The following is a 13011-nucleotide window of genomic DNA, read 5'->3' as shown; positions in this document are numbered from 1 at the left end:
AGTATATTATAAGACTATTTTAAAGGAGTCAAAGATGAAAAATTTTACAATTACTTTTATGGTATTAATCTTTAGTATTTTTACAATGGGATGTGAAAGAAAATCTGTAGATCAATTATTATTTCAAGGATCTAGTCAAAATTGGGAAGCAACTATAAATTACGATAGAAATAACAAGTATAAAGTTAACATAAAATATATTGGACTAGAAAGACTTCCTATGGATGTAAAATTTACTATTGAAGATTTATCAGGCAATTCTAGTGGTGGATATATGGAATATGGAGAAGTATTAAATAAAGTATGTGGATTTTCTTTAGAAAAAGAATATGATTATAAGTTATTAAAGTATGAAGATAAAGATAAGTTGACTATTGTTATGGAATGGAATAAGCAAGAAGAGATTGTTGAATTAAATCTATAGAGGATAATTAGAATAAGATGATTACGTATAAAACAACAAGAATAGGTTTTATATATAGCCCTTTATTATGGCGGTGGTTAGTTTTTAAATAATAAATTATTATTGGGCTGAGTATTGTGAACACTAAAATAAGTCATTTCATTAGATTAAGTGGTGTGCTTTTAGCAATTTTATAACACTTGTTATCTTTTTTGCTTTAGCACCATTTGTATTTAATTTGGATGGGATGATATTTTTAAAAGTATGTATTGAGTTATTACCATATATATTTATGGTAAGGTTTATTATATTAATATGTTATATTCAAAAAAAGCCAATATTTCAAACAGTAGGATTTTCAAAAGATAGGATAGGAAAGCAATTTTTAAATTGTATTATCATTTTTATGATAACATCTGCTACATTAGTTTTAAATGAAACTTTTGGAATTGAAAAGGTTAAATTTGAAGGTGATATAGGAGATATCTTATATGGTATTGATACTAGTAATATAATTGAGTTAAATATGGATTTAATTAAAGAAAATAATTAAGTAGCAATATATTCTATTTAATATATTGCTAGATAAAATATCTATTTTACAAAGAATTATTAGAAGGTAAAAAGCATGAATTATGAAGAGGTTTTAAAAAGTGTTTCTATAGAGTATAAAAATATATTAGGAGATAATTTAGTTGGTATTTATGTACATGGATCAATTGCACTAGGTTGCTTTAACTTTGATAAAAGTGATATTGACTATATAGTTGTAGTTAATAAGCCATTAACAGAAGAGATAAAGCTAAAACTTATGAATGTTACAATTGAATTAAATAAAAAAGCTCCATCAAAAGGTTTAGAAATGAGTATAGTTTTAAAGAAATATTGTACTAATTTTATATATCCAACCCCATTTGAATTACATTTTTCTAATATGCATCTTGGTTGGTACAATAGTGATTCAAAAGATTATTGTAAAAATATGAATGGATTTGATAAAGATTTAGCTGCACATTTTACTATAATAAAGAATTCAGGAATAGTTTTATATGGATTGCCTATAAATGAAGTGTTTGCTGAAGTTTCAAAAGAAGATTATTTAGATAGTATTAAAAATGATATATCTGAAGCTAAATCAGAAATTTGTGAGAATCCTATGTATATCATTCTAAATTTATGTAGAGTATTAGCTTATGTTAGAAATAACTTAATCCTTTCAAAAGAGAAAGGTGGAGAATGGGGATTATATAATTTAGATAAATGCTATCATAAAATTATAAATGATGCTTTATATAGTTATAAGACAAATGAAATAATGAAAGTAGATGAAGAAGAAGCTAAAAGGTTTTGTGATTATATGCTGAAATATATAAATTAGCATGGTTCTTAATAAAAATAAATTAGTAAGATATAAGATGGATTTTGGGATTTAATTTGAAATATCGCCAAAATTGAATGATAATGTGCATATGATATAATTTATATAATATATTTTATGAATGTGAGATGGGTAAAAATGAATTATAAAGAACTACAGCCTGATTGTGAAAAATGCTTTGGATTATGTTGTGTTGCACTATATTTTTCATCTATTAATGGATTTCCCATTAACAAGGATGTAGGTAAAACTTGTATTAATTTAGCAGGTGATTTTAAATGCAAAGTTCACGAAAATCTTAATGAGAAGGGTCTAAAAGGTTACATAGTATATGATTGCATTGGTGCAGGGCAAAAGGTAGCTCAAGTTACTTATTCAGGACATGATTGGAAAGAAAAATCTGGGCATTCAAAAGAAATGTTTAATGTTTTTATTAATATGAAGCAACTCCACGAAATGCTTTGGTATCTTAATGAATCTATTAGGCTACAAGATAATAATATCAATAAAGACAAGCTGATTAAAAAAATAAATGAAATAGAAAGTTTAACATATTTAGAACCAAAATCAATCATAAATTTAGATTTAACATCAATTAGAACAGGAGTTAATACTTTGCTTTTACAAACTAGTGAATTCTTAAGGAGAAAAGTTAATAACGGAAAAAATTCTTTAAAAGGTAAAAAAGCATTAGGTGGAGCTCTAAATCTTATGGGTGCTAATCTTAGAAAGAAGGATTTAAGAGGAATAAATTTAAGTGGAGCTTTTCTAATTGCAGCAAATTTAAGAGGATTAGATTTAAGCTTTACAGATTTGATTGGCTCAGACTTAAGAGATGCAGATTTAAGCGAAGCTAATTTAAGCAATAGCATTTTCATAACTCAAGCTCAAATTAATAGTGCTAAAGGTGATGCAAATACAAGATTACCTAAATCTATTACTAGACAAAGGCATTGGTAAGTATTAAAGTTAAGAAATATAATTTATTAATAACTAAGAAAAAACTAATATAATACTCTTTTCTTACTTAAGTTTTCAAGACGTTGTCCAAAACAAGTAGATGCAGAAGAACTATTCAGATTAAGAATTAAAATAGATTGCGAAACAGAAAATCTTGATAGAGAACCAGGGGAAGGATTATTAAGTTCAGAAGATTTAAAAGAATAATTTATGAAGATTCAATATCTAGAACGAGTCTATTTTTAATAGCGGAAGTAAATGGTAAAATAGTAGGATTTACACGTTGCGAAGGAAATAAACTAAGTAGATTCAAGCATAATTCAGAATTTGGTTTATGTATATTAATGGTAATTATTATAATACGGTCATTATGGGGAAATTTTTAGATAGTTAAATAATTAATAAAATTGATTTTGTAATAAGAAAGATAGGGCGGTGAAAAATAAATGGTTAATACAAGTAATGAAATATTGGATAAATATATTATCTTAAAAAAATATATAAACGATAAAGAACATAAAAAGATAAAAGAGTTAGAGGATATTTGTATAAATGAAGATAAAGTAAATTTAAAACTAGAATTAGAATATAGAACACAAATTAATAAGGACTATAAAAAAGATTCAAATGACATAAATGAATTTTTATATTATATCAATGATAAGTTAGTTGGATATTTGGGAATTTCATGTTTTGGTGGAAATATTGCCGAAATTAATGGAATGGTTCATCCTGACTTTAGAAGAAGAAAGATCTTTACTAAGCTTGTAGAAATGGCTATTGAGGAATGTAAAAGAAGAAACTTTAATAAGGTTCTATTACTTGGTGATGACAAGTCAAATTCTGCAATAGAATTCATAAAGAACACAAAATCTAGCTATTCATTTTCAGAGTGTAGAATGGAATGCATTAATTGGATTGTATATGAAAACAATAAAGATATTTGTTTAAGTAATGCAAAAAATAAGGATATATATCAAATAGATAATTTAAATGAAGTTTTCTTTGGAGAAGGTTGTAATGAGATGATATTACCAGAAGATGACGAAAAGAATAACATTATTACTTATTTAATTCAAGTAGATGATAAAGTAATTGGTAAGATAAAAGTTAGTAAAGAGTTAAATTCAGCATTTATTAGTGGATTTGGAATAATCCCTGAATATAGGAATAAGGGATATGGAAGAGCGGCTTTGATGCAAGTCTTAAATTATTTAAGGAATGATGGAATAAATAAAACTGCCTTAGATGTTGAGATAAAAAATAAAAATGCATTGCATTTATATAAAGCTTGTGGATTTAAAGAAAAATCAACTATGAATTATTATGAGGTAAAAGGTGTAGTCCTATAAATTAATATAATAAAAGAATATTTTTGAAGAATGAATTTCTTTATTTTTACAGATTATTTATAACAATCATTTGGTTCAAATAAATGATTGGTCTGCTCTTATGGATACGACTGATGCATTAGTATTCGTATCAGCAGTTTTGATTGTAGTTACTATAATTTTAAATACAGTAACCACATTTATATATTACAAAAAATTAGAAAATTAATATATAGTCGATTTTAAGTTGCTATGAAAGTATTAGTAAGCTTACTGAAGATGAAGTTAAAGGTATAAAGTATAATTTAATATATTAAATATATTAAATTTATATAAATTTATATTTTAAGTAGATAATTAATTGAATTCTTATAAGAAAATACTTAAATATCCTTATTATTTAGAAAGATTTGAAGAAATATTAGTATATTTGTGGTATAATTAATATACAACAGGTAGTTCCTAAAAGTTTTTAGCTGTAGGAGCTACTTTTTTCATTACAAATAACACACATAAGGGGGTAATTTTATGTTTAAAATAAATGATTATGTTGTATATGGTTCAAATGGAGTTTGTAAGGTTACAGATATAGAGCAGGTAACTTTAAGAAATGAAGAGTTAGAATATTATATTTTATCTCCAGTTTATAATGAAAAGATGACTATTAAAACACCTGTAAATAATCAAAAAATATTAATGAGAGAGCTTATGACAAAAGCTGAAATAGTGAATTTATTGAAAGAAATTTCAAAAAATGAGACTGTTGAAATAGAAGACTCAAGAAGAAGAGTTGAAGAATATAAGGCTATAATAAGAAGAGGTAATGCTGAGGAACTTATAAAGGTTATAAATTCGATAAAATTAGAAAAAGATGAAAAAATTTCAATAGGGAAAAAGCTTAATAAAACAGATGAAGATATTATGATTAGTGCGAGTAAGCAATTATATCAAGAAATGGCAATAGTCTTAGACATTGATGTAGATGAAGTTCAAGATTATATTAAAAATAATATTTAAAATAGATATAAGGTTAATTTTAATATAATATGTATCTTTAAATTATTATTTATATTTATATAAATATAGGTCTAGAAAAAAGTATATTTTACGCTTAAATCTTTTATAAGAAATAAACCTATTTTATTTAATCTATATATGAGTTTGTATATTTAAGATTTAAATAGTGTTTATGAAATTTAATGTTTGTTAAATTATATTATAAATCATTTTATAAATTACATAAGTTAAAGTTCTAGACTTAAAATGACTGTTACACAATTGTTGTGGAACAGCCATTTTAAAGTTAAAAAATCTTTTCTATAGTTATATTACCATTTTCAATTCTATATATTGTATCTACTAAATCAAGAACACGCTCATCATGAGTTACCATTAAAGCAGCTTTATTATATTTTTTTATCTCATCTTTAATCATAGTAACAACTTCACGACCACGCTTGCCATCCAAACTTGCTGTTGGTTCATCTGCTAAAATTATATCTGGATGATTCATTAAAGCTCTTGCAATTGCAACTCTTTATTTTTCACCACCAGATAATTTGGAAGGATAGTGATTAAGTCTATGTTCAAGTCCAAAATCTTTTAAAAGCTTATTAGCATAGTCATTAACTTCTTTTTTATTTTTATTTTTAGAAAGCTGTGGTATTAATTTTAGTTAATCAATAACTTTTAAATAAGGTATTAGTTGATTTGATTGAAAAACAAATCCTATTTGATTTCTTCTTATATCAGCTAATTCCTTTTTATCTTTCTCACTTAAATTTGTATCTCCAATTATTATTTCACCGCTACTTGCTGAAAGTAATGCTCCAGCAATGGATAAAAATGTACTTTTACCAGAGCCAGAAGGACCAACAATAGCAACAAATTCACCTGGTTTAACATTAATTGAAATGTTATTTAACACTGTATTTTCACTATCTCCATCTTTGTATGTTTTACTTATATTCTTTAATTGAAGTGCGTATTTTCTCATTAATAATTACCTCCTATTGCAGAAATAGCATCTACCTTTCTTATTTTTCTGATAGAAAATAAACTACTTAATAGTACTATTGCTATAAATAATAGTGAAACTAAAGCTCCGTCTTTATAACTCAATACAAAAGGCATGCTTGCTGGTAATATACTGGCTAAAGAAAATGTTAATACATTTCCTATAAGCATACTTATTACAGAAAGCATAAATACTTGAGTAGTTATAGATATTGCTAAAGTTGACATTTTAGCTCCTAAAGCTTTTAAAACTCCAAATTCAGGTAACTTTTGCATAGTTGTTATATAGAAGAATACACCAACTATAAATGAAGATATTATTAATAAAAATACTAACATCATAAGAATAGTAGCTTGTTCTTGTGAATGTCCAGGAACATTTGAAATTATATCACTTTTAGTCAATAAATCTTTTTTATCTAAATTATCATTAACAAGGTTAGTAAGTAAATCTAGGTTTTCTGAAGACTTGTCCATATTAATTGCTAATGCTTGAAAATTATTACAATCCCTACCAGTAGCAGAAGTCATTATTTCCTTATATGTATCTAGAGATATTACCCCTACAGAAATATGTGCATACATTTGATTTTTAGTAAATCCTACTACAGTTAATTCTAAATTAGAAGATGTATCTTTGATTTTATCTCCAATTTCTATACCATTTTCTTTAAATGAGTTTTTTAAAACTATTTCTCTATTATTATTTAAGGTATTTCCTTCAATAACTTCAGGCATAAGAAAGGTTGATGGATCAATAGCTAAGTAAACTAAATTGATTTTCTTATCTAAGGAGTCCATAGTGAAATTACTTGTATGTAAATTAATAGGAGTAGTATTTTCATTTAAATCTATTAATCCATTAAGGTTATTTAATTCCTTTAGCTCATCATTCTCAATAACTGAACGAGTAATTAATTTATCTGCAGAATCATCTAGAATATAATAATTTGCTTTAGAATTTTCAATTAGAGATCCAGTAGCTGCAGATAACCCTTTTGCAATACCTGATAAAAATAGTACTAGAAATATAATAAGAGTTAAGATTCCGATTATTAAACCAAATCTAGCCTTATTGTGCTTTAGTTCTTTTAATGCTAAAAACATAATTTAATTCTCCTTCTTTTGATTAATACTTATTAAAGTGCATATTATAAGCATGCATTAATTATGAACTATATTCAATAAAAAATATATTAATAAATATGCTTTATGCTAGAATAAGGAAAATGATTTATATAGGGGGAATAATGTAATGAATATTCGTAAAATAAAGGTTGAAGATGCAGATAATTTATTAAAAATGTTATTAGAACTTGATAAAGAAACAAAATTTATGTTACTTGAGCCGGGGGAAAGGTCAAATGATATTAACAAGATTAATTTACTTATAAAGCAATGTATTGATGGCAGTAATTTGCTTTTAGTTGGAACTGATGATACTGAAAATATTGTAGGTTTTCTTTCGGCACAAAGGGGAATACCAAAAAGAATAAAACATACAGCTTATATTGTAGTTGGTATTCGTGAATCTTTTAGGAGCATTGGTATTGGTAAAAAATTATTTTCAGAATTAGATATATGGGCAAGAGAAAACAATATTACAAGATTAGAATTAACTGTAGTTTGCCATAATACTGTTGCAAAACATTTATATGAGCAAAATGGATTTGTCATAGAAGGAAATAAAAAGAATTCAATGATAATTGATGGAAAATATGTGGATGAGTATTATATGGCAAAGTTGTATTGATATGTGATTTTAGGGCTCCAGGGGGAAATTCTTCTGGGGCCAAAATTAAGGTGAAATTAAGGTCAGCTAAAAATAGCATTAAGATTGGAAATATATAATTGGTTCATAAAGTTTAAGAGGAGAGTAAAGATGAGCCAATATATTGTTAAAACAGAAAATTTAATTAAAAAATTTAATAATGTAAATAGTGTAGATAAAGTAAATTTAAAAGTTAGAGAAGGAGAAGTTTATGGATTCTTAGGTCCAAATGGAGCAGGAAAATCTACAACTATCAAAATGATATTAGGATTAATAAGACCTAATAGTGGAGAAATAAGTGTTTTTGGAAAATCAATTAAAGATAATAGAGAAGAAATACTAAAAGATATAGGTGCTTTAGTTGAAAGTCCTTCGTATTATGGACATTTAACAGCTTATGAAAATTTAGAGATTTTAAGAAGAGTATTAAAGGTAAGTAAAAATGAAATAGAAGAAAAATTGAAGTTAGTGAATTTATGGGATGCTAAAAATAAAAAGGTTAGAGAATTCTCATTAGGTATGAAGCAAAGACTAGGAATAGCACAAGCTCTTATGGGAAATCCAAAGCTTTTAATTTTAGATGAACCAACTAATGGATTAGATCCAGCAGGAATTATAGAAATAAGGAACTTAATAAAATATCTAGCTAAGGAAAAAAATATTACAATAATAATTTCAAGTCATATATTAAGTGAAATTGAGTTAGTTGCTACAGAAGTTGCTGTAATAAATAAAGGAAAGTTATTATATCAAGGATCACTAGATAATTTAAAGAAAAATTCAACTAACGAAGTATTAATAGGTTTAGAAAAGCAAGAAGATAAGGATTCAGTATTTAAGTTACTTACTTCTAGGAAATATAGAGTTCAAGAGGAAAATGGAAAACTAAAAGTTAAAGGAAATAATGCTTCTGCATCTACACTTTGTAGAGACCTTGTTATGTCAGGCTATGATATTAACTATTTATCACAAGAAAAAAGCTCCTTAGAGGAAATATTCTTAGGATTAACTAAGGAGGTTTAATTATGTTAATGACTTTAATAAAAAATGAATTTATAAAAGAAAAAAGAAATTTAGTAATTTTATTTATATTAGCTATTCCGCTAGGTGTGGCAGCACTTTTATGTGTAGATTTTTTAATAAGATATGAAAGTTGGCTCTTGCCTCAAGCTATGGAAAAAGGCTTAACATCATGGCAGGTTTTAATAAAAGAACAAAGGATATTATATTTCAATGATTTTATGCCTATGTTTGCAGCATTAATTTTAGCTACATTATTTGAAAGTGAATATAAAAATAATTCATGGACATTTTTATTAACACAGCCAATAAAAAGAAGTAGCATTTTAATATCAAAATATATAGTAGCAAGTTTTTATTGTATATTAATGCTACTATTAAATGTTATTTCTTTAATAATAGTAGGAATAATATTTAAGTTTAAAGAACCAATACCTTGGAAGTTTTTTATAGTTATGTTTGCAATACAATTAATATCATCATTAGTAATTATGGTTATACATTTATTTATAAACCTAAGAAATAAAAATTTGCTTATATCTTTAGGAACAGCAGCAGTATTAAGTATGATTTCTTCAAATATTTATTATAATGATTCGTTCATTAAAAATATTAATCCATATGGATTTTCTTTATTTTCAATAACTCAAGGTAAAAATGAAATAACCTTGGTTCTAGTTATATCTATATTTGTATTATTAATAGGTTCTTTATTAATTAAAGCTTATTTTAATAACAAGAAAATTTATTAGGTGGAGGGATAGAAATGGAATTATTAAAAATAGAATTATTAAAAGTTAAAAAGAGCTCTTTATTACTTTTAGCTTTAATTATCCCAATACCAGTAGTACTAATAGTTATGAAAAGAATACAAGTCATGGGAAGTATGAATGGGATAAGTCTTAATGAAGAAATATTTATATTTTCGGCAATTGCTTATTTATCATTACTTTTACCACTACAAAACATATATACAGCATGTGTAATAACAAAGGTAGAAAATGATAATTGTGGTTGGAAACAATTGATGCTTTTACCCATTAAGAAAAGTAGTATTTATTTTTCTAAGTATAAAGTAATGATTGTTACTTTAATTACTTCAATCCTATCATATTTTACTTGCATAGTTTTATCTGAATTTTATTTAAGTAAGAGTTTAAGCTTTAATTTTCAATTGTTATCATATGCTTTGCAAATTTTTATAACAACATTACCTATATTAATTTTACTATTTATAATTGGTAGAAATTTTTCAAGTATAATACCATTGATTTCAATTGGAGTTATTATGTTAATTACAAATATATTTATAGCACAAAGTAGATTTTGGGTGTATGCTCCTTGGACATATTCCATGATGATAGTTGGAGGAAATATAAGTAGCTTTGAAAGATATATAACACTTGTGGTATCTATATTGTTATCTATTGCAATGTTTTCTCTAGATTTTATAAGGTTTACCAAATCAGATATAAAGTAAAAGATAATTATGGTAAAATGTAACTAATGGGATGTAATGGAATAGATAACAATTACATCTGAGTTTTGAATACATTTCATATATGTAGTTTCTTAAAATATTTGAAACTAGAGGATATTATTATACTAGAGGATATTATTATAAAAGAATTTTTGATATGCAGTGTTTTAAGCTAAATGTATTGCAAGTATGATGTAAAGTGGATATCGGTATTATAATTAGATAACTTGGAGAATTTAACAAAAAGGAGTTGGCATCATGGTTATGGATGAAATATTAAATAAAAAGATAATGTTAGTAGATGACGAAAGAGAGCTACTATCATTATTAAAAGAAGTATTTATAAAAGAAGGATTTAAAGAAATATATGCAGTTGATAATGGGATAGATGCAATATTACAGGTTAAAGAAAAAAATCCGGATATGATAATTTTAGATGTTAATTTGCCAGATATAGATGGGTATAAAGTTTGTGATAGAATTAGAAAATTTTCTACATGTCCAATTATATTTTTAACTGCAATGGGTGAAGATGAAGAAAAAATTAAAGGATTAGAAGCTGGTGGAGATGATTATGTAACTAAGCCTTTTAACATAAAAGAAGTTGTTCTTAGGGTTAAATCTCAACTAAGGAGAGGAAGTATAGTAAGTGAAGTGAAAACTAATTTATATACTTTTGGTAATATATCTATTAATGAAGAAACAGGAGAAGTGAAAAAAGGTAAAGAAAACATATTGCTAACAGCTAAAGAATACTCATTAATCTTATTTCTTGTTAAAAATATTAATAAGGTATTTAGTAAAAGCTCATTATGCGAGGCAATTTGGGGATATGAATATGATGGGTATGACAATACAATTATGGTTCATATAAGGCATTTAAGAGAAAAGCTAGAAGATAATCCAAGTGATCCAAAACATATAAAAACTTTGAAGGGGATTGGCTATAAGCTAGTTAATTAATATGAAAGTAAAATTAACCATTAAATTAATAATATCTATGATATTAGTTTTTTATATAACAATGATAGTTTATGGGATGTTAAATTTAGTAATATATAATAGTAATATAACCTTTGGAGAAGAATTATTTAGTGTATCATTTAAAGTTTCAGAGTTTATGGAACCATATATAGAAGATTTAGAAAAAGGAAATGATTTTAAGTTAGATGATAATAATACAAATAAATTAATTGAAAATAACATATGGATACAGGTTTTAGATAAAGAAAATAATGAAGTATATGAAGTAAATAAGCCTGCAAATGTACCAAGTAATTATCTTACGGCAGATTTAATAGATTTTATACAAGATCCATGGGGAAGTAAGGCACCTACTACTATTTCTATAAATAATATAGCTAAAGGAAATGAAAATTATACATTATTAGTTGGTTTTCCAATAGATAAAATTTTTAGATTTAAAATGATATTTACAGAAGAAAGTTTTAAATATCATATTTCAATTATTATTTTTGTATTAATTTTAATGACTATTGTAGCTTATATATTTAGTCGAAGTTTAGTTAAGCCAATGGTATCAGTTGTTGAAGATATAGATGATTTAAAAAATGGAATATATGAAAATAAGAAAAATAAGCAAGGGATATTTAAAGAGGTAAGCAAAAATATTAATAACTTATCTATTATTTTAAAGGAAAATGAAATAGAGAGAAAAGAAGCAGATAAAGCAAAAGAAGAATGGATAGCTAATATTAGCCATGATTTAAAAACTCCATTAAGCTCAATTAAAGGATATGCACAACTTTTAAATGGAGATCAATATGAGATAAATATTGACGAAGCCAAAAGATATGGTAATGCTATTTTAGATAACAGCAATTATATTCAAGATTTAGTTAATGATTTATCTTTAGTTTATAAATTGAAAAATAAAGTGCTTCCTATTAATTTTAAGGAAGAAAATTTAATTAATTTAGTACAAGAAAGTATAATAGACTTATTAAATAATATTAAATATAGTGATAGAGAAATAAATTTTAATTATCATGATGAAAATATAAGATTAAACTGTGATAAAAAATATTTAAAAAGAGCAATAAATAATCTTATAATAAATTCTTTAGAGCATAATTCTAAAGATACTATCGTTGATGTTTTTGTATTAAAGAAAGAAAATAATATAAATATAATTGTAGAAGATAATGGGCAAGGAATAAGAAAAGAAGATCTAAAAAATATCTTTAATAGGTATTATAAAGGCGTAAATACAAGTTCAGCATCTAATGGATCAGGCCTTGGAATGGCAATAGCTAAAGAAGTAATAGAATCTCATAATGGAAGTATTAATATAGAAAGTGAAGTTGGAGTAGGTACTAAAATAATTATAGCTATAAAGTATTAAGTACAATACTTATAATTAAAAAAGCAGTAAATAGGTTTGTGGAAAATAAATCTATTTACTGTTTTTTTATAACTTAATATATATAGATATTAATATATCATATTAATATCATATTGCTTTTAGTGCCATAATAGAATTTAATAGGATTAAAATGTAAATAAAATAAAGTTTTGGGATAAAGTGTCTATATTTTAAGTTTATTATTGCATAATTATAATATAGAGCTATTTAATAATAATGAGATAGTATAAAATAGGTAAAATAATAAAAGGGGAATATTAAAAGTA

General features: G+C 24.9%; 16 protein-coding genes. 13 read left to right on the top strand and 3 right to left on the bottom strand.

Features of this window, described 5'->3' with window-relative positions:
- Positions 1-34: 34 nt before the first annotated feature.
- The 7 genes from CSBG_RS09300 (at position 35) to CSBG_RS09275 (ending at position 5089) form a co-directional block, all read left to right on the top strand.
- On the top strand, positions 35-424 hold the full coding sequence (locus CSBG_RS09300; protein ID WP_008678944.1) for a hypothetical protein: 390 nt from the start codon (positions 35-37) through the stop codon (positions 422-424).
- A 226-nt stretch (positions 425-650) separates the two neighbouring features.
- Positions 651-956, top strand: coding sequence for a hypothetical protein (locus tag CSBG_RS09295; protein WP_008678943.1), 306 nt, complete (start codon positions 651-653; stop codon positions 954-956).
- A 75-nt stretch (positions 957-1031) separates the two neighbouring features.
- Positions 1032-1781, top strand: coding sequence for an aminoglycoside adenylyltransferase domain-containing protein (locus tag CSBG_RS09290; protein WP_008678941.1), 750 nt, complete (start codon positions 1032-1034; stop codon positions 1779-1781).
- A gap of 138 nt (positions 1782-1919) precedes the next feature.
- Positions 1920-2741: a pentapeptide repeat-containing protein gene (locus CSBG_RS09285; protein WP_008678939.1), complete on the top strand. Its 822-nt coding sequence runs from the start codon at positions 1920-1922 to the stop codon at positions 2739-2741.
- A 446-nt stretch (positions 2742-3187) separates the two neighbouring features.
- Positions 3188-4093, top strand: coding sequence for a GNAT family N-acetyltransferase (locus CSBG_RS09280; RefSeq protein WP_008678937.1), 906 nt, complete (start codon positions 3188-3190; stop codon positions 4091-4093).
- 70 nt (positions 4094-4163) lie between these two features.
- Complete coding sequence (locus tag CSBG_RS18280) at positions 4164-4301, top strand: hypothetical protein (RefSeq protein WP_156804380.1); 138 nt, start codon at positions 4164-4166, stop codon at positions 4299-4301.
- A gap of 299 nt (positions 4302-4600) precedes the next feature.
- A complete protein-coding gene (locus tag CSBG_RS09275; RefSeq protein ID WP_008678935.1) occupies positions 4601-5089 on the top strand; it encodes a CarD family transcriptional regulator in 489 nt (162 codons plus the stop codon).
- A gap of 286 nt (positions 5090-5375) precedes the next feature.
- Here CSBG_RS09275 and CSBG_RS18750 read toward each other — a convergent pair whose 3' ends face one another.
- The 3 genes from CSBG_RS18750 to CSBG_RS09265 all read right to left on the bottom strand — a co-directional run bounded on the left by CSBG_RS18750 (position 5376) and on the right by CSBG_RS09265 (position 7195).
- Entirely contained in the window at positions 5376-5585 is a 210-nt protein-coding gene (locus CSBG_RS18750) for a hypothetical protein (RefSeq protein WP_242825277.1), read from the bottom strand.
- 162 nt (positions 5586-5747) lie between these two features.
- Positions 5748-6068 carry an ATP-binding cassette domain-containing protein gene (locus CSBG_RS18745; protein WP_242825276.1) on the bottom strand — a complete coding sequence of 107 codons (321 nt, stop codon included), beginning with the start codon at positions 6066-6068 and terminating at the stop codon, positions 5748-5750.
- Positions 6068-7195, bottom strand: coding sequence for an ABC transporter permease (locus tag CSBG_RS09265; protein ID WP_008678934.1), 1128 nt, complete (start codon positions 7193-7195; stop codon positions 6068-6070). The genes CSBG_RS18745 and CSBG_RS09265 overlap by 1 nt, the downstream gene beginning before the upstream one ends.
- 148 nt (positions 7196-7343) lie before the next feature.
- Between CSBG_RS09265 and CSBG_RS09260 the strand changes: the two genes are divergently transcribed.
- The 6 genes from CSBG_RS09260 (at position 7344) to CSBG_RS09235 (ending at position 12724) form a co-directional block, all read left to right on the top strand.
- Entirely contained in the window at positions 7344-7841 is a 498-nt protein-coding gene (locus CSBG_RS09260; protein ID WP_008678933.1) for a GNAT family N-acetyltransferase, read from the top strand.
- A 129-nt stretch (positions 7842-7970) separates the two neighbouring features.
- Positions 7971-8882, top strand: a complete 912-nt coding sequence (locus CSBG_RS09255) for an ABC transporter ATP-binding protein (protein WP_008678932.1) — start codon at positions 7971-7973, stop codon at positions 8880-8882.
- A gap of 2 nt (positions 8883-8884) precedes the next feature.
- Complete coding sequence (locus tag CSBG_RS09250) at positions 8885-9631, top strand: ABC transporter permease (protein ID WP_008678931.1); 747 nt, start codon at positions 8885-8887, stop codon at positions 9629-9631.
- Between the two features lie 14 nt (positions 9632-9645).
- On the top strand, positions 9646-10359 hold the full coding sequence (locus tag CSBG_RS09245) for an ABC transporter permease (RefSeq protein ID WP_008678930.1): 714 nt from the start codon (positions 9646-9648) through the stop codon (positions 10357-10359).
- A gap of 258 nt (positions 10360-10617) precedes the next feature.
- Positions 10618-11322 carry a response regulator transcription factor gene (locus CSBG_RS09240; protein ID WP_008678929.1) on the top strand — a complete coding sequence of 235 codons (705 nt, stop codon included), beginning with the start codon at positions 10618-10620 and terminating at the stop codon, positions 11320-11322.
- A 1-nt stretch (position 11323) separates the two neighbouring features.
- Positions 11324-12724, top strand: a complete 1401-nt coding sequence (locus CSBG_RS09235; RefSeq protein ID WP_008678928.1) for a HAMP domain-containing sensor histidine kinase — start codon at positions 11324-11326, stop codon at positions 12722-12724.
- Positions 12725-13011: the final 287 nt, after the last annotated feature.

The sequence above is a fragment of the Clostridium sp. 7_2_43FAA genome (assembly GCF_000158375.2).
In the GTDB taxonomy this organism is placed as follows: Bacteria; Bacillota; Clostridia; order Clostridiales; family Clostridiaceae; genus Clostridium; species Clostridium tertium.
The sequence above is the reverse complement of the archived record's forward strand: the minus strand, read 5'-3'. Positions and strand labels throughout refer to the sequence as shown.